Here is a 23,303-nt window from a genome sequence, read left to right as displayed (position 1 = left end):
TTAAAGCTCACGGGAACCTGACTGAGGGAAATACCATGAGCCAGCGCGGCCTTGAAGCATTACTCCGGCCTAAATCGATTGCCGTTATCGGCGCGTCTGAAAAACCACACAGAGCCGGTTCCCGGATGATGAGTAATCTGCTGAAAGGCGGTTTTGCCGGTCCGGTCATGCCGGTGACGCCATCCCGCAGTTCTGTTCAGGGGGTGCTCGCGTATGCCTGCGTGGCTGATTTGCCTCTGGTGCCTGATCTGGCCATTATCTGTACCCATCCCAAACGCAATATTGCCCTGCTCCGCGATTTAGGTGAGCGGGGTTGTCGTACCGTGATCATTCTTTCTGCCCCCTCCTCTCAGACAGAGGAACTGAAACAGACCTGCCGGGATTATAATATCCGCCTGTTAGGGCCGAACAGCCTGGGTGTCCTCGCGCCCTGGCAGGGGCTGAATGCCAGTTTTTCCCCCGTTCCGGTGCTCAAAGGAAAACTCGCCTTTATTTCACAATCTGCCGCTGTCTCAAACACTATTCTGGACTGGGCACAGCAGCGGGCAATCGGCTTTTCTTACTTTATTGCACTCGGGAGCAGCGCGGATATCGATATCGACGATATCCTTGATTTTCTGGCCCGTGACAGCAAAACCAGTGCGATCCTGCTTTATCTTGAACATATTCATGATGCACGCCGCTTTATGTCTGCCGCCCGCAGTGCATCGCGCAATAAACCGATACTGGTGGTAAAAAGTGGCAGGACACAACGCGCGCAATTGCTGGCAGGCGAAACACCGAGCCTCGATATTGCTTATGATGCCGCTATCCAGCGGGCGGGTCTGCTGCGGGTGCAGGATACCCACGAAATGTTTTCAGCCGTGGAAACACTCACCTTTATGAAACCGCTGCGCGGTGAACGCCTGGCAATGATAAGTAACGGCGCGGCACCCGCCGCCATGGCACTTGATGAGCTATTCCGCCGCCAGGGTAAAATTGCCGGGCTCAGTGATGAAACCCGCAGCGCGCTGACGGCTGTGCTGCCCGATGATTTCGTGATAAACAACCCGCTGGATCTGCGTGATGACGCCACGGTGGATCGCTACATCACCACACTCAATGCCCTGCTTGACAGCCATGATCATGATGCTCTGCTGATAATCCATTCTCCGGCTGCAACCGCGCCGGGTCAGGAAACGGCGGCGCGGATTATCAGTGCCATCCGTGAGCATCCGCGCAGCCGCTGGCTGACAATCTTCACTAACTGGTGCGGCGAGTTTTCCTCACAAGATGCCCGCCGCCTGTTCAGCGAAGCCGGTATCCCGACCTACCGGACACCGGAAGGTGCCGTGACCGCTTTTATGCACATGGTGGAATTTCGCCGTAACCAGAAACAGTTAACAGAAACCCCTGCGCTCTCAGAGGGGCTGATGACTAACCGGCAACAGATACATCTCTGTATTGATAACGCCCTGCGCCATAACAATACGGTGCTGGATACCTATGAGGTGGAGCCGGTTCTGAAAGCCTGCGGGCTGAATATTCTGCCGACCCGGATTGCCCGTTCACCGGAGGATGCCGTCACTGTTGCTGATACCCTCGGTTATCCTGTCGCGCTAAAGCTGCGTTCACCGGATATTGCTCATAAATCAGAAATTCAGGGCGTGATGCTCTATCTGCGGGATAAACAGGAAGTTGCTGTTTCTGCTGCCGCAATAATTAACCGCGTCAGCCAAAATTTCCCTGATGCACAGATAGGCGGACTGATTGTGCAGTCCATGGCAAACCGCGCCGGCGCGCAGGAATTGCGGATAGCGGTTGTGCAGGATGCGGTATTCGGTCCGGTGATTATGCTGGGTGATGCCAGCCGGGAATGGAGTGATGAATCGCCTGCTGCCGCCGCACTGCCGCCGCTGAATATGGCACTGGCGCGCTATCTGGTTATTCAGGCGATCAAAACCCGTAAACTGGCGGGCGGCAGTACATTGAACCCTCTGGATATCACGGGACTGAGCCGCGTACTGGTCCGGGTTTCTAATCTGATTATTGATTGCCCGCAGATAACGGCACTGGATCTTCATCCGTTATTAGCATCCGGTCCGGAATTTACCATACTGGATGCCACCATGACATTAGCTCCGTTTGCCGGTGATGGTGAACAGCGCCTGGCTATCCGCCCTTATCCGGCCTTACTGGAAGAGAGCCTGCAATTAAAAGACGGTGCCACGGTGCTCGTTCGTCCAATTTTGCCGGAAGATGAACCTCTGCTGAAAGCCTTTATTAACCGGGTGACCAAAGAAGACCTTTATTATCGTTATTTCAGTGAAATCAGTGAGTTCACACATGATGACCTCGCAAAAATGACGCAGATCGATTATGACCGGGAGATGGCATTTGTCGCGATTAATACCACCGGCGATATTATTGGTGTCGCCCGTGCAATGTCTGACCCGGATAACCGGGAAGCGGAATTTGCTGTTCTGGTGCGCTCTGACCTGAAAGGGAATACCCTGGGGTACCAGTTGATGCGTAAACTGCTCAGCTACACAAAATCACGCGGGATCCAACGGCTGACCGCCATCACCATGCCGGAAAACCGGAATATGATCCAACTGGCAAAAAAACTGGGATTTAATGTGGAAACACAGTTTGAAGACGGGATAGTTAACCTGACGCTGCACCTGACGTCCGAAAATACCTGATTCTATACCCTTATTCATTCAAACTGCAGGTGTGTTGGCCGCACTCAGCCAGCCGGGTCACATAGTTTATCTATGCTCCCCGTCTATCTTCCCTTGCCGCCTTCCTGCATCTTGAATGACGTTGGGTATATATACTGCAGCCCTAATGAATAAGGGTATAAAACCGGACAACGTGATATGCGGCACAGACTTGGTTATCACTTAGGCGGAAAGTGAATTGCTGCGCACAATCAGACAAACTGATGTTATAATCCTCTGATCTTTTCATCTTTTCATTACCGGCACGGCGCAGAGTATTTCGTAACCGCCGCCTATAACTAAAGAGATTACCCGCACTGTGATGTTGTCAAAATTCAAATCCGCGAAACACCAACAGCAGCTTGCACTACTGCCGAAGTTGCCACAGTCAGTGACTGATGTTGAGACGCTGTTTCACACGAGCGACTTCAGAGGGCGTCTGTTAAAAGAAATCGCCGGTGCAAAGAAATCCATCTATATCCCTGCGTTATATGTCGAACATGATGATGCGGGCCGGGATTTTCTTGATGCACTTTATGCCGCCAAACAGGCGAATCCTGACTTAGATATTAAGGTATTTGTTGACTGGCACCGCGCACAGCGCGGACGCATCGGTGCGGCTGCAAATGCCACTAATGCAGACTGGTATCACTCACTGGCAAAAACGCACCCTGACCTCACTGTCCCGATTTTCGGTGTTCCGGTCAATACCCGCGAAGCCCTGGGTGTACTGCATCTGAAAGGCTTTATTATTGATGACACCGTCATCTACAGCGGTGCCAGCATCAATGACGTTTATCTGTACCGTCATGATAAATACCGCTATGACCGCTATCACTTCCTGCGCAACCCGGCGCTGGCTGCCACCATGAAGCAGTTTATAGATGAAACACTGCTTTCTGACGCTGCGGTACAAAAACTGGATACCGAAACCCGTGTGCGGACGCCGGAAATTAAAAATCAGATCCGTGAATTCCGCCTGGGATTGCGCAATGCCGCATACCGGCTTACCGCACCTGCTGCCGGTGCTGAACAACTGGCTGTTACACCACTGATTGGTCTGGGCAAGAAAAATATGCTCAATAACACCATTGAGCATCTGATGTGTGCAACACAGGAAAAACTGGTTATCTGCACACCTTATTTTAATCTGCCGTCAACGCTGGTACGTATTATCAGCCGCCTGCTGCGCGACGGGAAACAGGTCGAAATTATTATCGGTGATAAAACGGCAAACGATTTCTATATCCCGCCGGAAGAACCATTTAAAATTATCGGCGGGCTGCCTTACCTGTATGAAATAAATCTTCGCCGCTTTATGCAACGGTTACAACGGTTTATTGACAGTCAGCAGTTAACTGTCCGCCTGTGGAAAGACAGCGACAATACTTATCACCTGAAAGGAATATGGGTGGATAATAACTGGCAACTGATAACCGGAAACAATCTGAACCCGAGAGCCTGGGGATTGGATCTGGAAAATGCAATTTTGATTCATGATCCTAAACAGGAACTGCAATCTCAGCGTCAGGAAGAGTTAACCAATATCCGCACGAACACCATGGTTATCAACAGCTTCCGTGATCTGGACATTATCAGTGACTATCCGGTTAAGATCAAAAAACTGTTACGGCGCCTGCGCCGCATCCGGTTGGATCGCCTGATCAGCCGAATTTTATAATGTTTTCCAATCCCGGCACTGTCCGGGATTTTTTTGCGGATTTAACAGGGAGTTAATCATGCCGCTTAAACATACTGTCCATATACTCCTCACGGCCGCACTGTTACTCTCAGGCGGTTGCACCATGCATCTTGCAAATGACAGCTGGACCGGACGGGACAAAGCGCAGCACTTTGCCTTTTCCACCGCTGCCGCCATTGCCGGTAATGCTTATGGTGACCATCAGAATTGGTCACACCGCCACAGCGCACAGTTCGGTATCGGGTTCTCTGTGGCATTGGGTGCCGCGAAAGAATTTTATGACAGCCGCCCTGCCGGCACCGGCTGGAGTGTAAAAGATTTTGCGTATGATGTTGCCGGAGCGGTTGCCGGTTACAGTTTGTACCAATCGCTGAAATAAAAATCTGATGCCCGGGGATAGTTACTTAGCCGGGATACCTGAACCATTGCAAGAACACTATATTTTCATATCAACTTATCTTGTTACATATTAATACCTAATTAAATATAAAAAATAAAAAAATAAAAAAATACGCGCCTGTATCAGTCTTAAATATTCAATGGCAACAAATCTCGTCATTAATATAAACCAAATTAATCATAAGTATTTTAAATATCAATAATAATGAAAATATCGCTTTCATTTTAAGTTAAAAATAAAACATCCCCCTTTAATCACCATTAACTAAATGAAAATAAGATGTCTAGTTACAAACACTTAAATCAAAAATAAAAAAAGGACACTTTTCATACCATTACCTGTGCGCAATAGGAACTTACTTATTTAGAGAGTAGTAAATAATTCATAATGACCTGATAATAATAAACATTATATTTTCTTTTTTCTCTTTTTAATTCTATTCCGGATATAGGTAAAATATGAAATTCAAATTATCACAAATTACCGTATTGGTAGTGAGTGCCCTTTCTGTATCTGCTGCTGTAGCGGCAACAAACATTGATGTTGTTGGTAATAAAGTTAGTGGCGGAACAGGATCTGTTCAGACTGAATTTACGGGTTCAAATCAGAAAAACAATACGGTTAAATATACCGGTTCTATCAAAAACAGCCCAAGTACTACTACTTTTGTCGGAAAAGAATCCGAAACCGAAAGTGGAAAATATTTCACATACGAAAAAGATCACTTAAATAATGATATCGCTATAGGTGTTCATTATGATTATGAATACTTCTACTCTTCTGTCGAAGTAAAAGACTTAGCAATTACTGATTCAAGCGTCCGTATCAATGGTAAGACTGATAATTTAACTGTTAGCGGTGACTCTGTTGTCGTTATCACCGGAAGTGATGCTTACGATAAATATCGCGGTGCAGACTACGAGAATCCGTCAAATCCTCAATCATCATTACCGCTGACCCGCCATAACTATACAAATGATCGGAAAGACGACGTCACAATCAGCACTGCAAACGGAACGTATAATGATGCATCCAAACAGTATCTGGACGGTTCTCATATCGGTGATGTAAAAACAAATAATCCGAATGGTGCAACACTGACAATCAAAGGAACTGATATTCAGGATGATCGTTTAGTAAACACGGATGAGAATTTAGTAACAACGGATGATCGCGGCGAATACCTGGTTTCAACCAATGATACGTTTAACGACAAAGCCAAACAAATCGTCGGAGAAAAATCACTTTCCCAGAGTGCCTCATTCAACGGCAGCAGTGAGCAAATACTTAATGGTGCAAAAGATCGCAAAGCCATCTCTCTTGATGCGACATTTACCGGCGACGAAGCAACAACGCAGAGTGCGAAACAAACCGTTGGTGACAACGGACTGGCGATCGACACCACATTTGATTATGCAGAGCAATATGTAAACAGCGGCGGTGTTGCCAAAGGTAATACATTCACTAATAAATCCAGCCAATATGTTGCCGGTACAGCGGAAAAAAATACATTAAGCGGTGGTTCAAACCAGTATGTCAGCGGTACAGCAACCACCAATAATCTGACTGATTCAAATCAGCACATTGATATCCGTGGTACCGCCAAAGATAACATCATTAAAAATGGCTATCAGGATGTCAAAGGAACTGCGGTTAATAATAACATCACCAATGGCAGCCAATTTGTCAGCGGTACAGCGACAACAAATACCATTAATAACAAAGACGGCAAACATGGCGTTCAGTTAATCAGTGGTACTGCCACGACCAACACACTAACCAACACCGACCAGAAAGTTGAAAAAACCGGCGTTGCCGGTGTCAAAAATGACATCACCAATGGTAATCAATACGTCGAAGGTCTGGCTGAAAATAATACGATTGATAACAGTGCCACTAAACGCGGTGAGCAGATTATCAGTGGTACAGCGAAAAATAACACGCTGACCAATACTGATCAGAAAGTGACAAAAGACGGCGTTGCCGGTGTCAAAAATAACATCACTGATGGTAATCAGTATGTTGATGGTTTCGCAGAAAATAACACTATTAATAATACCGATGCCGCTAAACCGGGTGAGCAAATCATCAGTGGTACAGCAACCACTAATATTCTGACCAATGTTAAGCAAGTCATCAAAAATGGCGGGCTCGCAACAGATAATACCCTGTCCGGTAATTCACATTTAACCGTTGAAAATGGCGGTGAAGCTAAGAATAATACCTTGAATGACAGTGTTGATATGGTTGTTGAGGTTAACGGCAAAGCAACCGGCAAAACGCAGTTTAACGGCAAAAATAACCTGGATCTGTACGCGGCAACAACCAATGGCGCGTATGTGGAAGATCTCGCACTGAGCCAGACCAAAGGCAACAGCTCCGTTGATATCTTTGAAGGTACAAAAGAGCACGATGCTGTGACAGTCGGCACCTTAAACGGTAAAGGTGATGTTGCATTTGTCCATACTAAAAACCCTGCCGGTCACACTCAGATGAACATCAATACTCTGGGTAATAATGATCCGGCGCAGTATGGCAATACCACCTTAGATTTCACCATGAACAGCAATATCCTCAATGGTAATTCTGATTATATCAATATGGATAATGCGTATGGTCAGCATTATGTCACCATCATCGAGCGGGATACCGGTAAAGAAGCGGTTCTGATGCGTCCTCAGTCTGCCGACTTTGCCTATATAAATAACTCAGCCGGTGACAGTAATGCTGTTTTTGGCATGAAAGATGCTGACGGAAAAATTCTGGATCTGATGGATGCGGGGACTTACATTCATAATATTCAGACTCGTCAGGGTAACCACAATGACACCACATGGTCATTCACTGCAACGGATCGTCTGACACCAAGTGCGCGCGCAGTTCTTGCATTATCCGGCGCACCACAACTGATGTTTAATAACGAAGTTGACCATATGCGTGCCCGTCTGCAAATGCTGCGCACCAATGATGCTATTCAGAATGGTCTGTGGATGCAGGGTGTCGGCAGCAATACCAAGGTCGATAAAGATCAGATCCAATACAAACTCAGTCATGCAGGGCTGGAACTGGGTGCGGATTACCAGTTAGCCTTAAACAGTGACAGTAAACTGGTACTGGGCGGCTTTACCGGGTTTGATAAAGGGAATGTAAAAAATGACCGGGCCGGCACCAGTGATTTAGACAGCTATACTTTCGGTGCTTACGCCACTTATATGAATACAAACGGCTGGTATGCTGACGGCTTACTGAAATATAACCATTTCGACAACAAGCTGCATACCACATCTACCAACGGCTATGACGTGAGCAGTGATAATTACTCCACCTCTGTCTGGGGAATGGCGCTGGAAACAGGCTATACCTTCAGCTTCAGTAATAAGGCATTTATCACACCATACGGCCAGTTAGCGTATAACAGCATGGGCAGCAAAAATATCACACTGAGTAATGACATGGAGGCAGAAATCAAAAATCAGCGTTCATTAACCAGTGAGTTCGGGGTTAATGTCGGGAAAGATTTCACCTTCAATAATAATCTGCAATTCTCCCCGTACCTGAAAGCGGCATGGAACCATCAGTATGAAAACGGCAATGAAACAGAATTCAACCGCTTTAATACTATCAATATGGACTTATCCGGCAGCACAGGTAAATTCGGGCTGGGCTTCAATGCACTGTATAACAACGTCAATCTGTATATGGAAGTACAGCACATTGCCGGTGATGCGGTTTATTCACCAATCAATGGTCAGATTGGTGTCCGTTATAATTTCTGATAATCAATGATTATCTCTGAAAGCTGCCTTCGGGCAGCTTTTTTTTGCAGCAGCATCATCTGATTAGCTAAACGTATTTTTCAGTCAGATATAATTAAGATAACCCTGCTGAATAAGGTCATTCACCTTTTTGATCCGGTAGCGGATATTTGAACGAAGCCAACTGTCTGATGACCATTCATTATCAACAGTTTCCTGACCAAACAGACTGGATGCAATCTCACGCTGACTACATCCCTGATTCAGGCTGTCCATCATTCTGAGTAACTGTTGAATATCCTCTGACAAGTTTGAGCCCGCCACGCTGTCGCTCAGAACGTCCCTGATGATATCGGTATTTTGATTTTTTTCTGTTAAGATCAAGAGATATATAGATATATCTGTTCAGAATACTTTCAGGGTCCTCTTCAGATCCGATAAATAACTGAAAATAGTTATAGTCATTAAAAACTTTAATACAGTAAGTACCATTATTTAAAGTAATACCTCTGTGATTTGTTCTTTTACGTTTTAATATTTTACCAACGGATAAATCACCTTCATGACTTAATAATACTCTGAAGGAACGTTTACTCAGTTTCTCTGACCAAAAAACATAGTCAGCAGCCATACAATTCGGATCGACATACTTAATCAATCCCCAGCGTATTTCTGCATTTTTATCAGCAATACTTTGTCTGTCCGGATCATTGTCATAGTTTGGCTCCATCTCATCACAATATTTTTTCCAGTCAGCAATGTAATCAGGATTTCGTCTCAGAAATTCCCAGGCAATATCAGTGCATCCCATAACATTCATAACAACACCTCTGTCAACCTGACTCTATCTTAATATAAAAATAATTATAAAAATTTAAATAACATTTTAAAATCACCTTAACGCTAAATTAAAAATACTAAAAATGAAAAAAACCAATACTTGCAACAGTATTCTACTTTTATGTTAAAAACATGTCTTAATATAGAACATAAAATGCCGGTTAACATACGCGTAACAAATAACCGCATGAAAAATAAAAATAATTATGTAACTTATAAGATAAAAAACAGAGAGCAAAACTATTAAATTAAGAATATTTCCTATAAAACTAAGATTACTCCTTACCAAGGCATATTATTAAATTTGTTAAAAAGCATAAGATTAATCCTCGGATAATATACAAGGTGAGATTTACAGCCTTTAATTTTATCCCTTTTAAAGCAAGTGAAATGAAGGCTAGGATTGCATTAAACAGATCTGTAACCACATTGGTGACGAAATGAAAAACATAAGCGACCAAGATATTTATGGTGTGGAATTTGACCCTCTTTTTAGTGAGGTTGAATCTATTCTTACTCAGTTCGATGAGTCTGCCAATCCCTTATCCGGAGAAGATGAACAACCACAAATTAACTGGATCGCCGTCTCAGAAAAAAACCAATGAGTTATTATATCAATATAAAGACTTACGTGTTTTATTATGGTCACTACGTGCAAATTTGTATATTGACGGGATATCCTCTTTATTCAGCGGGATTCAAAACCTGGCTGAACTGGTAGAAAATCACAGTGACTTACTGTATCCGAAATCAGAAGACGGTGATATTCGCAGTAGTCATGCTGCGGCTCTCGGATGGTTATCTGCTCCGCAATGTATTTCAGAATTAAAACTGACAAAAATCACTGCTGACCATAATTATACGCTTAATGATATTGCATCAATCGACAGCAATGATATACGCGAAAACTATGCTAATTCATTAAGCGCACTTCTGACATCGCTGAATAACAATGAAAAATTAAATATAGCCCATTTTTCAGAACAATTCTCACAGGTCAGTCTGGCGCTTGATAAAATTGAGCAATATGCAAACCACTATACAGATGGCTATATCCTTGATTGTAGTGCCTTAAAGCAGTTTCTGACACGCTGCCTCAGTATCATTACACAACTTATGAGTTTTTCTCAGGTGAGTGACGATACCGGAATACAGGAAACAGAATATCCTGAAAATAATTCAGAACTACCGGTACAGACCGGGCTGAAAGGGCCGGTAAAAGTGACCGATATTACATTACGCTCCCGGCAGGACGTATTAATTATGCTGGATTGTATCCTTGATTATTTTCAGCGCTATGAACCAAGCCATCCTGTTCCTATTTTTATTCAGCGATCAAAACAAATGATTGGTATGGATTTCGCGTCAATCGTTGAAAAACTCCTTCCGGAGTCAATCAGTACCTTACAACAATTTACCGGGAAATAATGTTTCCTATATTGCAATGAGGATTGTGAGATGGCCAAAGATATCAGCTCCCAGAAATTTATCGGCAGAAATAATGCCCCCCGTGTTCAGATTGAATATGACGTTGAAATTTACGGTTCACAAAAAAAAGTAGAGCTTCCGTTTGTAACCGGCGTTATGACTGATTTATCGGGACATCGTTCAGTGCCGCTGCCGGCCGTTGAAGAGCGCCAGTTTCTGACATTTGATCAGGATAACTTTGACTCACGGATGCGGGCTATCCGTCCCCGTCTTGCTTTCTATGTCGAGAACATGCTCAGCGAAGATAAGGATGAGCTTCTGGATATTGAACTGGAGTTCGAATCCATGGAGGACTTTCAGCCCGGTGCGATTGCCGCCAGAGTACCTCAGATGAAAAAATTGCTGGAAGCGCGAACGCATCTGACTGATTTAATTACCTATATGGACGGTAAATCCAGTGCGGAAGATGTTATCCGCCAATTACTGGAACAGCCGGATTTCTTAATCCGTCTGGCCAATGATGCAAAAGGGACTGTTGCTGCCGTCGGGCAGAATATTGCAGACCCGGACGGGGAGAATGACGAGTGAGCAATCAAACAAGCTACAGTGCAAACGTTGCAGAACAAAATACTGCCACAGCACCCGGTGAACAGAGTGAATTAGATCTTCTTTTACAGCGCTCGTTCAGACCGAGTACAACGGAAGCCTCCACGGCGGTCCGCAGTGCAATTCATACCCTTGCTGAATATGCTAACCACGGCAAAGTAAAAGTCAGCCGCGATGTGGTACTGACCATCGAATCTCTGGTGGCGGAAATTGATGAAAAATTATCAGCTCAGATGAACCGGATACTGCATAACGGGGAATTTCAGAAACTGGAATCGTCATGGCGCGGGCTGGGTTATCTTGTCGATAATACTGATGTGAATGAAACACTGAAAATTCGTGTTCTGAATATCAGTAAGGATGAGTTATCAAAAACACTGCGGCGCTACCGGGGAGCAGCCTGGGATCAAAGCCCGATTTTTAAAGCCGTTTATGAGCAGGAATATGGTCAGTTCGGTGGTGAGCCGTTCGGTTGTATCATTGGCGATTATGAATTTGATCACAGCAACCAGAGTGTCTCTTTACTGACAGAGATTTCCAAAATTGCAGCCGCCGCGCATTGCCCGTTTATTTCGTCTGCCGCACCATCTATCATGCAAATGAATAACTGGCAGGAACTGGGTAACCCGCGTGATATCGGTAAAATTTTCACCACCCCGGAATATGCACCATGGCGGCGTTTGCGGGACAGTAATGATTCCCGCTATCTGGTCATGACAATGCCGCGCTTTCTGTCACGTCTTCCTTATGGTGAAAAAACCAATCCCATCGAAGATTTCGCCTTTGAAGAAGTGGTTAATCCATACGATGTCAATGATTTCAACTGGACAAATGCGGCGTATGCCATGGGCGTTAATATTAACCGGGCATTCAGTGAATACGGCTGGTGTTCACGTATCCGCGGCATAGAGTCCGGCGGTTCGGTGGAAGAGCTACCGGCTTACGCCTTCCCGTCTGATGAAGGCGGATACGAGCTTACCTGTCCGACAGAAATTGCCATTTCAGATCGCCGTGAAAATGAATTATCCAATGCAGGGTTCCTGCCTCTGGTCTATCGTAAGCATTCTGATTTTGCTGCCTTTATCGGCTCCTGTACATTGCATAAACCGGTTATTTATGAAGATCCGGATGCAACAGCAAATGCGAAACTATCGGCACGCCTGCCTTATATTTTTGCCACCTGCCGTTTTGCACATTATCTCAAATGTATTGTGCGCGATAAAATTGGTTCTTTCCGCTCTAGGGACGACATGCAAATTTGGCTTAATGACTGGCTGATGAAATATGTGGACGGCGATCCGACAATTTCCACTGAAGCAACAAAAGCAAAACGGCCGTTAGCCGCAGCGGAAGTTCATGTTGAAGATGTTGAAGATGATCCGGGTTTTTATAAAGCGCATTTTTATTTACGCCCGCATTATCAGCTCGAAGGAATGACCGTTTCATTACGTTTAGTTTCTAAATTACCATCAAGTAAAGAAAATAATAAATAACTGATTTTTATGCTGAGCACGAATTAGTATTACCACTATTTTTAATATCAGGAGCCCTATTCTCATGGACGAGAAAGCTATATCTGTGTTTTATATCCGAAATATATGCAAATTATCTTAATATCAATTCAGGAGCTAATAAATGACAGCATTAGTCGATTATTTTTTAAAAATTGAAGGTGTCGAAGGTGAATCTCCGGATCAGCAATATGGTGGCTGGATCCAGCTTCAGGCCTGGCAGTGGTCCGAAGAAAATGCCGGCCGCTGGGGATTTGGCAGTGGTGGTGGTTCCGGTAAAGTTGAAATGAAAGACTTTGAATTCCGCATGATCAGCAATAAAGCATCACCAAAATTATTTCTGATGTGTGCAACCGGGGAACATATTCCTCAGGCGAAACTCGTTTGCCGTAAATCAGGTAACGGACAGCAGGATTTCATGACAGTGACGTTCAGTAACTGCCTGGTATCCGCCTTCAAAACGGTCGGTAATATGCCACTGGATCCAATGACTAAAGTGGATACAGATACCGTTTTGCCAACGGATATTATCAGTCTTAACTTTGCCCGTATTGAAATTGAATACAAAGAACAGAAAAATGATGGTTCTATGGGTGCTGTAATTAAAGCAGGCTATGACCTGAAAGCAAATGCCCGTATTTAATTAACTGTCGGACCGGAAAACCATATCACAATTATTATTTACTCAATGGACTTCAGCGGATTAAATAATGTATTGTGGTGTGGCTTTCCATTCCCGGAAACAATGAAATGAAATCATCAACGCCAATGCTTTTTGATAAATTAAGCCTGAACAGGCGAAGAATACATTTACCTCAGTGGCGGGAAGTTTTATTACGTGATATTGAATTATTATTAAATGATGCAGCACACAGCGCTTCATTAGTATTAGATAAAAATACACATTGTATTACCTCGGTAATCAATTACGGATTACCGACATTAAGTTCAAAAGTACCGGTAAATACTGACCCGATAATACTGGCAAAACGGATACAGCAGATTATTGCCACATTTGAACCCAGGCTCGATCCGCGTTCAATCCGGGTTACCCCGTTCGTTAATAAGAATGAGACATGGACCCTGGCGCTGCTCTTCGATATTTATGCCAAAACCAATTTACCGGATGAAGAGCACACGGTGAATTTACGTATCGCGCTTGATTACTCATACGGAAGTGTCCGGGTTATCTGACCCGTAAACAATAAACAAAGGGACAGGATGTCATTATGTTAAGCGAACGTTTCCTGACATTATATAACGAGGAGTTACGCTTCCTGCGGGAGGACGGCATGTTATTTGCCAAAGCCAATCCCCAGGTTGCACAGTACCTCGGCATGATGCCCGATGGCGTTCTGGATCCTTTTGTCGAACGTTTACTGGAAGGTACGGCTTTCCTCAGTGCGCGCGTGCATGAGCGCCTTAATAATGAGCAACCGGAAGTTGCCATCCAGATGATAAACCGGCTGGCACCGTTCTGGTTTACCCCGCTGCCATCCATTGCCACCATTGCGCTGGAGCCTGATCTGACCTCCCCTCAGTGGCATGCCAATGTCACCTTGCCGCGGGGCAGTAAACTGAGCCTGCATGATCCCTCTCTCGGTCATAAGCACGCCACGTTCACCACAGGAAAAGACCTTAATATTCAGCCGCTTATTATTGACAGCGCCGAATGTGCAACTACGCCGTCCGCCAGGCTGCCGCAATCTGTGCTGCAATGTATGCAGGATGGCAAAGCCCATATTTCACTGAATCTGAATACACAAGGTGTGGTTGCGTTATCAGAACTGAATTTTTCACCGATGGTACTGACTTTTGCCGGTGATATTGTTCACGCCAACCAATTACTGGCCGCAATACAAAACGATACTCTGCGGGTCATTTTATGGAGCAAAAATGATGATAAAACACCGTTTATGCTTGTGCTTGATCCGACACACATCCGTCAGGGCGGATTACAGCCTGAGGATGCCCTGTTACCGGCAGTCACCGGTGAATTGCCGGGCAGCCGTTTGCTTCGCGAATACTTTGCCGCACCTTCCCGTTTTTTCAGCATTGAACTTCATGGTCTGAATCCTTTTTTACAGGCCGGTGATAAATGCACGGAATTTAATCTTATTTTTGTCCTGAATAAAACGCCGGTTAAATTAACCGACAATGTCAGGGCAACTGATTTCCGGCTGTTTGCCACACCGGTGATTAATTTATCACGCCGCCGCTGTAGCCCGGTTCTGATCAACGGAGAGCATACCGAGTACCCGATCATTGTTGATCAGCTCAATCCGGGCTTATATGAAATTCATCACCTGCTGAGTGTGGACGGATTACTGGCCGATAAGGGATATGTGCCATTCTCCCCGCTTCACGGTTATACCAAATTTGATGAACCCCCGGTATCCGCCGGTTACAGCCTGCGCCGTGTACGCCGCATCACCGATGAAAAATATGATAATGCACCGGTGATGCCAAGAGACAGCCTGTTTATCTCACTCTCAGCCGGACCGGTAAATTTCATGCCGGACAGTATTAAATCCCTGAGTATCGACGCGATGGTCTGTGACCGGTATCTCGATCCGTCCCGTTTACAGCAGCCCCGCATCCAGTTAGACAGCGCACTGCCGGTCGGACCGGCAGAAATACTACGGGCGCCGTCCCGTCCGCAGGGTGTGCCGGGCAGCGCAGACGCCTGGAAAGTCCTGCAACTTCTGTCCGTTAATCCGCTGCGCTACGCCCTGCCGGATTTTCCGGATAATACCGTGCTGCTCAAAGAGTGGCTTTCTCTGTTCTGCCCGCAGGATGACAGCCGTCAGCAGCGGCGTATCGAAAGTCTGCGCCAATCTTATGTCACTCACCGTTTTGAATGTAATCCGCTGCCCGGTCCGATCGCATGGAGCCGCGGCGCTGAAATTACCGTTGATTTACGGGGAAATCATCACAGTGACAAAGGCGCCTGGCTGTTCGCCCGGATCCTCCATCATGCGCTGGCAGAATATTGTGAACTGGGGCAAACCCTGCGTATGCAACTCAATATTGACGGTGAACCACTTGCACAATGGGAGCCGACCGGTGGCTGCTGATATGTTTGTTCCTGTCGCCGGGCTCAGTGCCCGTCAGGATTTTTTTGAATTATTACGCCGGATAGCACAGGCCAGCCCCGGATTAGCGGCTGATGGTGTTACAGACGGAGAAAATCCCTGCCGTCTGCGGATAATTCAGACAGCGGATACCAGTTTTGCGCCACGGGAAGTCGCAGATATCCGCCAGTCCGTCAATCCGGTGAGTAAACAGACCGAACTGACCATCTGGTGCCGCCACTTCGGCATGTTTGCGCCTTATGGTCCGCTGCCTATTCATATAACAGAACATGCACGTACTGAACTGCTCGCCCGCCGCAGTCATGCTTTTCAGGATTTTTCATCATTAATAAGCCGCCGGCTGGCGCTGTTTTCTTACCGGGCATGGTCACAGTTGCATGTTGCTGCAGGTCATGACAAAAGCAGCCGCAACGCATTTCAGCAGCGCCTGGATCAGATAGCCGGGATAACGCCGGTACTATCTGTCGGTCAGCATATACACCGGGTCAGGCAGGCATTTCCCGCCTGTTACCTGCCCGGGCGCAGCATACTGACAAATCTTCAGTCTGTTCTTACTCACTATTTTTCTGTTCCTGTCCGCATACAGGCACATCAGGGAATGTGGATTGATGATCCGCATAATACGACGAATCAGCGTATGGGAAGGCTTGGCAAAACCCGTGTCGGTAAACGTTTTTTTGATATTGAACACAGCTTGTCTGTCCGGATAGGCCCGGTCGGTATCAGGGAATATCACTTGTTTCAGCGGGACAGTGAGCGCTTGAAAGCGCTGGTTGCCATCTGTAATGATTTTGTCTCACACCGCCGTGTGCTGGATGTGAAATTACTTATCCGGACATCTGCGGATATGGCAGGTCACATGGGTCACAGCAAACTCGGGCGCAGCGGCTGGTTAAAACCTGACGGCACCATCCGTATCCAGTCTCTTTTCACAACAGCAGCCTGATGCGATTAACACAACACACGACTAAACGTAAGGATGAGTGTTATGCCACTGATTGAAATTGACAATGAAAAGCTGACCGGTACAGATGCATTTCCGCTCAGTTTTACCACGCAAGAGCATCTTTCACAGGACCCGGTCTATCATCTGACATTTCAGGTTGCCGATGCGGATTTGGATGTCGGCTCTCTGCTGGGTGAAAAAGTGACCGTTTCTGTTGAGCTTCCCGATTTGGGCGGCAGCCGTACTTTTTCAACCTATGTTGTTGCCGGGGGAGATGAAGGGCAGCATCAGGATCAATTTGTCTATCAGTTAGAGTTGCGGACCTGGCTATGGTTCTTAATGCAGAACCGCAACTGTCGGATCTTCCAGAACTGCAATGTTCTCGCCATTATCAAAGAAATTTTTTCCCGTTACAGTGTGGCAAATTACCGTATTGAAACAGAGACTGTCTATCCGGAAAAAGAGTATTGCGTACAGTTTGGTGAAAGTGACTTCAATTTTGTCAGCCGCCTGATGGAAGATGCCGGGATCTGGTATTACATCGATCACAGCGAAGGACAGGATGTTATGGTCATCACCGATCGCCAGCAATTCGCACCACTTCGCGACGGTTATGAAACCCTGAGTTTCTTACCGGACAGCGAAGAGCACCGGGCTATCCGTGAAGGTATCCAGCGCATCCGCCGGAACCGGCGGATCCACTCAAGTGAAGTGGTATTGCGTGACTTTGACTTTCTCAAACCCCGCCATTCATTACAAACACAGGCTGAAGAAAAACGCGCACATTTACAGGGCGTTCCGCTGGAATGGTATGACTATGCCGCCGGTTATGATGATGTGCAACAGGGGGAAATTATCGCCCGTCTGCGCCTGGAAGCTATCCGCTGTGAAAACCAGATATTGCAGGGTGAAAGTAATGCAACCGGTCTGAAAATCGGTCATTCGTTTGAACTGAACCAACACCCCGACTCAACCCGCAACCGGGGATTTAAATTACTCGGATGTGATTACACTTTCCTTCAGGACGGACCAGACAGCAGTAGTCGCGGACGCAGTGTGACCTGCCGGTTCCGGGCGCTGAATGATGATGAAATTTACCGCCCCGGATGCCTGACACCCCGCCCGCAATTGCCCGGAATTCAGAGTGCCACCGTTGTTGGTGCGCCGGATTCTGAAGTACATACCGATAAATATGCGCGTATCCGTGTGCATTTTCACTGGGATCGTTACAAAACCACCGAAGAAGACAGCTCCTGCTGGATACGGGTGGTACAGGCATGGGCAGGCAAAGGCTGGGGAGTGCTGGCGATGCCCCGTGTTGGTCAGGAAGTTCTGGTGACCTACATTGATGGCGACCTGGACAGACCAATGGTGACCGGCATTGTGTATAACGGCGAAAACCCGCCGCCGTATCAGTTACCGGAGCATATTAACTATTCAGGTCTGGTATCCCGTTCATTACGTAACGGTATGCCGCAACATGCCAGCCAGATTACCTTTGATGACAAGCGCTATAACGAGCGGGTGATGGTTCATGCCGAGCGGGACATGCAGCGCACGGTTGAGCGTAATTCCGCGTCAACGGTCGGACAGGACAGCTATGAAGTCGTGAAGCGCACGGTGACAGACTGGTTTAAAAATCACGTCTCTTATAAAGACAGCAATTTCTCTTTTACCGGTTTTAATTTTAGTGCCACCGGCGTGAGTGTCAGCCTGACCGGTCAGAGTGTCGGCATGACCGGATCCAGTGTCTCACTGACCGGTACCGGTACCTCATTTACCGGTGTCAGCACCTCATTTACCGGTATCAGCACGTCATTTACCGGGCGATCCACCTCATTTACCGGCAGCAGTGATTCCTCAACCGGCGTCAGTAGTTCACGCACAGGTTCCAGCTCCTCATTTACAGGAACAAGTAATTCAATGACCGGCAGCTCTCATAGCATGACCGGTATGAGCAGCAGCATGACCGGATGCAGCACATCCAAAACCGGAGAAAGCCACAGTTCCACCGGCAGCAGCGTTTCACACACGGGGACCAGTGTCAGTTGTACCGGAAGCAGTACATCGACTACAGGAGTCAGTGTCAGTACAACCGGCAGCAGCACCAGCACCACCGGCAGCAGTGTCAGCACCACCGGCAGTAGTGTCGGTACCACCGGCAGTAGTGTCAGTACCACCGGCAGCAGTGTATCGACAACAGGCAGCAGCGTTTCCGCAACCGGCAGCAGTGTTTCTGCAACCGGCAGTTCTGTCTCCACGACCGGAAGCTCTGTATCCAGCAAGGGTTCTGATATCAGTGTCACCGGATTCTCCTTCAGCTATACCGGCGTAGGGTATTCACAAACCGGTGTCGACCTGAAAACGGTCGGAATGCAGAGTAAAAATTAAAAGGAAGGCATGATGCGTATTATTCGTCCTCAGCAACTTGCTGTACTCAGAAACAGTTATCAGATTGGCAGGGAGTGCCGGTCAGGTATCAGTGTGGTCGCGGGCAGTTATTTATCTGCTCCCGACCATTTTGTGACTGAAGCACAGATTTGGCAGGCATGGAAGTCTGCCCCTCTTTCATTTCGTATGTTAGATACCGCTGAACCGAAACCGCACGCTGAATATATCCTTGCCGGACATGCCGGAACCGGTCAGCCTCTGACGGAACTGGATGTGGCGGTCAAAGTAGGATCACTCAGCCGTGCGTGGCGGATTGAGGGCGAATTGTTTACCCGGGCAGCGATGGATCATCCCCGGGCACCCGGCGGTAAAAGCTGCAAAGAGAACCCGTTGGGTAATGATCGCCGCAGTGGGCAGGAACCGCTTCTGACGGAGGCCCGGGCCGATGGACGGCCTGATCCTTATCAGTTTCTGGCCGCCCCGTCACCGGTTCCGCCGGATTTCTATGTCCGCCGCAAACATCTGGATGCTATTGCGCCGATCATGGCAGATAAGCAGTATCGGGAAAGCTGGTTTCCGGGATTACCGCCGTCCGTTGATCGCCGTTATTTTCAGATGGCTCCGCCGTCACAGTGGTTAGCCGCATCACAATGGCCGCGTGACATTCCCTTTGAATTACACGGATTCAGACCGGATAACAATGTGATTTCCGGGCATTTTCCGTCTGTCCGCGCCAGGGCGTTTATTCAGACAGAAGACGCAGCAGCTCTTGAAGAGATAACCTTAGAGAAAAAAACGTTATGGTTGTTACCGGATGACGACCTGTGCCTGATGATTTTTACCGGCAGCATCCCTGTTCCGCATTTATTTGCCACCCCCGCCGTCACACTGCTGACCGCGCTGGATACTGACGGTGCAGAGCGGGATTCCGGTCATTATCAACAGGTGTATAACCGGCGCAGTCAGAACGATACGGCTAACTTTGAATTTCTCCGTGACAGGGAACTGATGCCGGAGAATATGATGTTCAATGTGATCAGGGACATGGCAGAGCACCCTGATTCTCAGCGTTATAATGCCCGTCCGCTGACAAAGCAGGATGCAGATGAATTTTATCAGGATATCGAAAACGCCATCGCGCTCCATAAACAACATCAGCAACCGTATTTCGCCGCCCCGCAACCGGCAACGGCACAAACACCGGCGGTTCCGGATATAAACATATTGCGCAAACAAATAACCGGAACCTGGCAGGAAAATGAACCGGTTAGCGAACACCGGGATATTAACCATACCTCTTTTGCAAAAGCCGTATTGCAGGGAAAAACCTTTAAATACTGTAATTTCAGTCAGTGTGATTTCAGTGAGGCACAACTGCTGCAATGCGGCTTTGAGCACTGCAAATTTACCTCCTGCCTGTTTACTGATGCCGCCATAACCGATACACAACTTACCGGCGGCTGCTTTCAGCTTACCGACCTGAGCCGGAGCTGCTTTACCGGCACACTCTGGGAAAAAGTGACACTGGATGACTGTGTACTGAATAAAACTGTGCTGGCGAAATGCCGCTGGTCACAATGTCTGGTCAATGATACTCAGATTAACCATGCCGGTTTTACAGAGTGTGAGATTGATGGCGTCATGCTCTCTGCCGTCAGCCTTGCACATACTGTTTTCCGGCACAGCACACTGACATCCTGTATTGCCGATAAAAATGAAGCATCACATATACAGTTTACCGGCAGCACACTGACGAAGAGTTCGGTCACCGGCGGAAACTGGACAGAGAGTCAGTTTACCGGCAGCTCACTGGACAGTATCACCTCAGGTCAGGATGCGGATTTTTCCGGCAGCAGCTTCACGGATTGCCGTCTGAATAAGACCGGATTCAGTAATGCCGGATTACGCAACTGCCGCTTTACCCATTGTGAACTGACCGAAACCTGCGCCGACGGCAGTGACCTGACCGGTGCTGTTTTTACCGCCTGCGATATGGCAGGACTGCGTTTAAAAGATGCCATCGTTATTCACGCCTCTTTTATCAAAAGCAGCCTGCAACAGGCCATGTTGTATAACGCCGATCTCCGCGATACCACATTTAAGCAGTGCAACTTTGCCGGAGCAAACCTTGCCATGACCTACGCCAATTCCGGCACTCACTTCGATTTATGTTTGATGGACGGCGTCCATCTGCTGCCCCGCCGCTTCCGGCTGACGGCCTGACAGGAGTTCATGATGAACAAAACAGAAAAACACATCAGGTCATTACAGCCCGTAAAATCAATTGCCGGTAAGACGATCAGTAACCTGCAACTGAACAATGAAGCGCTTTCACAACTGCATTTTACTGACTGTCATTTCAGTTACCTGACATTAGACCGGATGCAGGCGCAGCAACTGCACTTTCACCGCTGTACATTTTCAGCTATTTCACTGAACCGGAGTCTGCTCAATACCTGCACATTCCATGAGTGTGAAATTGACACCATTATGCTGAAAGAGAGCGGTCTGCTGAATGTCTCATTTCAACAGACAAACCTGCGGTTACTGATGACAGAAAATTGTCAGGCAGAGCGCTGCCTGGTATCCGCCTGCACCATCAGTGACAGTGTATGGAAAAACGTCAATCTCAGTTACTGGTCAGCAAATGACTGCGAAATTACCGGCTGGTTTATGCAGGAGGGGCAGTTACAGGACAGTAACTGGTTCGGATGCACCATCGCGCAGTTTCATTGTACCGCTGCGGCAATCACCCGTCTGGTTGCAGGTAACAGTACACTCACAGACGGTCATTTTACCGGTAATACCTGTGACATCATGGTCTGGCAGGAATGCCGGCTGAACCGGACTGATCTGCGGGAAATTAATTTATCCTCTGCCGGATTTGCCAAATCCCGTCTGGAGCAGTGCCGTCTGGACGGCAGCAATCTGAATTACGCCCAATTTAATCAGGGGACTCTTCATGATTGTTCACTGACCGGTGCACAACTGACCTGCGCCCAATTTACGGATACCGGATTACATCAGTGCGATTTAAGTAACGCCATCCTGACATCCGCTAATTTTGTCCGCGCCTCACTCAATAACTGCATGCTGGATGATACCGGTCTGACACGGACGGATATGCGTTTCTGTCAGTTGAAAAATACACCTCTGCACACGGCACTTGTGCAAAAAACCCGTCTGCATGGTGCTGAAACCGGATTGATTAATCCGGGACAAAACACAGATGAACCCCTGCTGACCGCTATCGATTTATGGTATGCCCGCCACCAGCCGGGCATAAAAGACACTGCCGGGTTTTCCCGGTCAACACCAGGAGCCAGCCGCTATGTTTGAGACAACACATCATACTGATGCACCGGCCGTATCTGATATCCGCCATTTTCCGGAACCGGATATGCCCGCCATTACAGCCACCCGGATACTCACCGGCAACGCAGGCGTGCTCAGTTTGCAATCACATCCTTATCTCAGTGTCAGCATTGCCGCCGGATGCCTTATCGCACCGGAAGACGGCGATCTGGTCTGCGCCATGATACAGAGCGGACAGGCCTATGTACTGTCGGTTCTGGAACGTAAATCGGCCGGCACACCTCTGACGATCAGCACACAAAACAGTCCGCTGCACATCATTGCGCCGTCGCTGTCACTGGAAGGAAAGGAGTGCGTCACCATCAAAACCACCCGTTTTTCACTGATATCACACACATCAAAATGGGTAGCTCAGACACTCCGCCAGATAGCAGGCTCACTGTTTGTCAGTGCGGAGAATGCCCACAAAAAAGTGGAAAACCTTGATATCACACAAGCCGGTCACATTGCCATGCATGCTGAAAAAAGTATGGTTCTGGATAATGAAATCGGCGCTATCACATCACGTGCCGTCCTCAGGATCGATGGCGGCCAGGTTCATATGGGGTAATA

At 47.2% G+C, this 23,303-nt stretch carries 17 protein-coding genes; 15 read left to right on the top strand and 2 right to left on the bottom strand.

Annotation, left to right across the window (positions count from 1 at the left end):
* Positions 1 to 35 precede the first annotated feature (35 nt).
* The 4 genes from AYY16_RS18380 (at position 36) to AYY16_RS18365 (ending at position 8,580) form a co-directional block, all read left to right on the top strand.
* Positions 36 to 2,684: a bifunctional acetate--CoA ligase family protein/GNAT family N-acetyltransferase gene (locus AYY16_RS18380; protein ID WP_067370071.1), complete on the top strand. Its 2,649-nt coding sequence runs from the start codon at positions 36 to 38 to the stop codon at positions 2,682 to 2,684.
* Between the two features lie 340 nt (positions 2,685 to 3,024).
* Positions 3,025 to 4,383, top strand: coding sequence for a CDP-diacylglycerol--serine O-phosphatidyltransferase (gene pssA, locus AYY16_RS18375; RefSeq protein ID WP_067370070.1), 1,359 nt, complete (start codon positions 3,025 to 3,027; stop codon positions 4,381 to 4,383).
* A 58-nt stretch (positions 4,384 to 4,441) separates the two neighbouring features.
* Positions 4,442 to 4,783, top strand: a complete 342-nt coding sequence (locus AYY16_RS18370; RefSeq protein ID WP_067370066.1) for a YfiM family lipoprotein — start codon at positions 4,442 to 4,444, stop codon at positions 4,781 to 4,783.
* A gap of 479 nt (positions 4,784 to 5,262) precedes the next feature.
* Positions 5,263 to 8,580 carry an autotransporter outer membrane beta-barrel domain-containing protein gene (locus AYY16_RS18365; RefSeq protein ID WP_067370064.1) on the top strand — a complete coding sequence of 1,106 codons (3,318 nt, stop codon included), beginning with the start codon at positions 5,263 to 5,265 and terminating at the stop codon, positions 8,578 to 8,580.
* An 84-nt stretch (positions 8,581 to 8,664) separates the two neighbouring features.
* On the opposite strand, the gene AYY16_RS20030 is transcribed toward AYY16_RS18365, so the two are convergent.
* Together AYY16_RS20030 and AYY16_RS18360 are read right to left on the bottom strand one after the other, a co-directional pair.
* On the bottom strand, positions 8,665 to 8,838 hold the full coding sequence (locus tag AYY16_RS20030; RefSeq protein WP_082970812.1) for a DNA -binding domain-containing protein: 174 nt from the start codon (positions 8,836 to 8,838) through the stop codon (positions 8,665 to 8,667).
* A complete protein-coding gene (locus AYY16_RS18360; protein WP_082970811.1) occupies positions 8,810 to 9,379 on the bottom strand; it encodes a transcriptional regulator domain-containing protein in 570 nt (189 codons plus the stop codon). Before AYY16_RS18360 ends, AYY16_RS20030 begins: the two co-directional genes overlap by 29 nt.
* A gap of 575 nt (positions 9,380 to 9,954) precedes the next feature.
* Between AYY16_RS18360 and AYY16_RS18355 the strand changes: the two genes are divergently transcribed.
* From AYY16_RS18355 to AYY16_RS18305, 11 genes are all read left to right on the top strand, one after another.
* Positions 9,955 to 10,827 carry a type VI secretion system protein TssA gene (locus AYY16_RS18355; RefSeq protein ID WP_162271076.1) on the top strand — a complete coding sequence of 291 codons (873 nt, stop codon included), beginning with the start codon at positions 9,955 to 9,957 and terminating at the stop codon, positions 10,825 to 10,827.
* Between the two features lie 30 nt (positions 10,828 to 10,857).
* Positions 10,858 to 11,415, top strand: coding sequence for a type VI secretion system contractile sheath small subunit (tssB, locus tag AYY16_RS18350; protein ID WP_067370062.1), 558 nt, complete (start codon positions 10,858 to 10,860; stop codon positions 11,413 to 11,415).
* Complete coding sequence (gene tssC / locus AYY16_RS18345; RefSeq protein ID WP_067370060.1) at positions 11,412 to 12,926, top strand: type VI secretion system contractile sheath large subunit; 1,515 nt, start codon at positions 11,412 to 11,414, stop codon at positions 12,924 to 12,926. The genes tssB and tssC overlap by 4 nt, the downstream gene beginning before the upstream one ends.
* Positions 12,927 to 13,068: 142 nt before the next feature.
* Entirely contained in the window at positions 13,069 to 13,587 is a 519-nt protein-coding gene (locus AYY16_RS18340) for an Hcp family type VI secretion system effector (protein ID WP_067370058.1), read from the top strand.
* 107 nt (positions 13,588 to 13,694) lie between these two features.
* Positions 13,695 to 14,138, top strand: a complete 444-nt coding sequence (tssE, locus tag AYY16_RS18335; RefSeq protein WP_067370055.1) for a type VI secretion system baseplate subunit TssE — start codon at positions 13,695 to 13,697, stop codon at positions 14,136 to 14,138.
* A 35-nt stretch (positions 14,139 to 14,173) separates the two neighbouring features.
* Positions 14,174 to 16,021: a type VI secretion system baseplate subunit TssF gene (gene tssF / locus AYY16_RS18330; RefSeq protein ID WP_067370054.1), complete on the top strand. Its 1,848-nt coding sequence runs from the start codon at positions 14,174 to 14,176 to the stop codon at positions 16,019 to 16,021.
* Positions 16,011 to 16,985, top strand: coding sequence for a type VI secretion system baseplate subunit TssG (tssG, locus tag AYY16_RS18325; protein ID WP_223861109.1), 975 nt, complete (start codon positions 16,011 to 16,013; stop codon positions 16,983 to 16,985). Before tssF ends, tssG begins: the two co-directional genes overlap by 11 nt.
* A gap of 42 nt (positions 16,986 to 17,027) precedes the next feature.
* The gene (gene vgrG, locus AYY16_RS18320) at positions 17,028 to 19,376 is read left to right on the top strand and encodes a type VI secretion system tip protein VgrG (protein WP_067370047.1); all 2,349 of its coding nucleotides are present in this window, start codon (positions 17,028 to 17,030) and stop codon (positions 19,374 to 19,376) included.
* A gap of 9 nt (positions 19,377 to 19,385) precedes the next feature.
* Positions 19,386 to 21,599, top strand: coding sequence for a DUF2169 family type VI secretion system accessory protein (locus AYY16_RS18315; protein WP_150384543.1), 2,214 nt, complete (start codon positions 19,386 to 19,388; stop codon positions 21,597 to 21,599).
* Between the two features lie 9 nt (positions 21,600 to 21,608).
* Positions 21,609 to 22,715: a pentapeptide repeat-containing protein gene (locus tag AYY16_RS18310; RefSeq protein WP_082970808.1), complete on the top strand. Its 1,107-nt coding sequence runs from the start codon at positions 21,609 to 21,611 to the stop codon at positions 22,713 to 22,715.
* A complete protein-coding gene (locus AYY16_RS18305) occupies positions 22,708 to 23,301 on the top strand; it encodes a DUF3540 domain-containing protein (RefSeq protein ID WP_082970807.1) in 594 nt (197 codons plus the stop codon). Before AYY16_RS18310 ends, AYY16_RS18305 begins: the two co-directional genes overlap by 8 nt.
* The last annotated feature ends 2 nt before the right edge of the window (positions 23,302 to 23,303 follow it).

This window comes from Morganella psychrotolerans (assembly GCF_001676155.1).
Lineage (GTDB): Bacteria > Pseudomonadota > Gammaproteobacteria > Enterobacterales > Enterobacteriaceae > Morganella > Morganella psychrotolerans.
The sequence above is the reverse complement of the archived record's forward strand: the minus strand, read 5'-3'. Positions and strand labels throughout refer to the sequence as shown.

Bases quoted from the DNA above. Each gene is read 5' to 3' on its own strand.
- AYY16_RS18305 (WP_082970807.1), top strand. From the start codon at position 22,708: ATGTTTGAGACAACACATCATACTGATGCACCGGCCGTATCTGATATC.
- tssE (WP_067370055.1), top strand. From the start codon at position 13,695: ATGAAATCATCAACGCCAATGCTTTTTGATAAATTAAGCCTGAACAGG.
- AYY16_RS18355 (WP_162271076.1), top strand. From the start codon at position 9,955: ATGAACAACCACAAATTAACTGGATCGCCGTCTCAGAAAAAAACCAAT.
- AYY16_RS18310 (WP_082970808.1), top strand. From the start codon at position 21,609: ATGATGAACAAAACAGAAAAACACATCAGGTCATTACAGCCCGTAAAA.
- AYY16_RS18340 (WP_067370058.1), top strand. From the start codon at position 13,069: ATGACAGCATTAGTCGATTATTTTTTAAAAATTGAAGGTGTCGAAGGT.
- AYY16_RS20030 (WP_082970812.1), bottom strand. From the start codon at position 8,838: ATGATGGACAGCCTGAATCAGGGATGTAGTCAGCGTGAGATTGCATCC.
- tssF (WP_067370054.1), top strand. From the start codon at position 14,174: ATGTTAAGCGAACGTTTCCTGACATTATATAACGAGGAGTTACGCTTC.
- AYY16_RS18365 (WP_067370064.1), top strand. From the start codon at position 5,263: ATGAAATTCAAATTATCACAAATTACCGTATTGGTAGTGAGTGCCCTT.
- AYY16_RS18380 (WP_067370071.1), top strand. From the start codon at position 36: ATGAGCCAGCGCGGCCTTGAAGCATTACTCCGGCCTAAATCGATTGCC.
- pssA (WP_067370070.1), top strand. From the start codon at position 3,025: ATGTTGTCAAAATTCAAATCCGCGAAACACCAACAGCAGCTTGCACTA.
- AYY16_RS18315 (WP_150384543.1), top strand. From the start codon at position 19,386: ATGATGCGTATTATTCGTCCTCAGCAACTTGCTGTACTCAGAAACAGT.
- AYY16_RS18360 (WP_082970811.1), bottom strand. From the start codon at position 9,379: ATGAATGTTATGGGATGCACTGATATTGCCTGGGAATTTCTGAGACGA.
- vgrG (WP_067370047.1), top strand. From the start codon at position 17,028: ATGCCACTGATTGAAATTGACAATGAAAAGCTGACCGGTACAGATGCA.
- AYY16_RS18370 (WP_067370066.1), top strand. From the start codon at position 4,442: ATGCCGCTTAAACATACTGTCCATATACTCCTCACGGCCGCACTGTTA.
- tssB (WP_067370062.1), top strand. From the start codon at position 10,858: ATGGCCAAAGATATCAGCTCCCAGAAATTTATCGGCAGAAATAATGCC.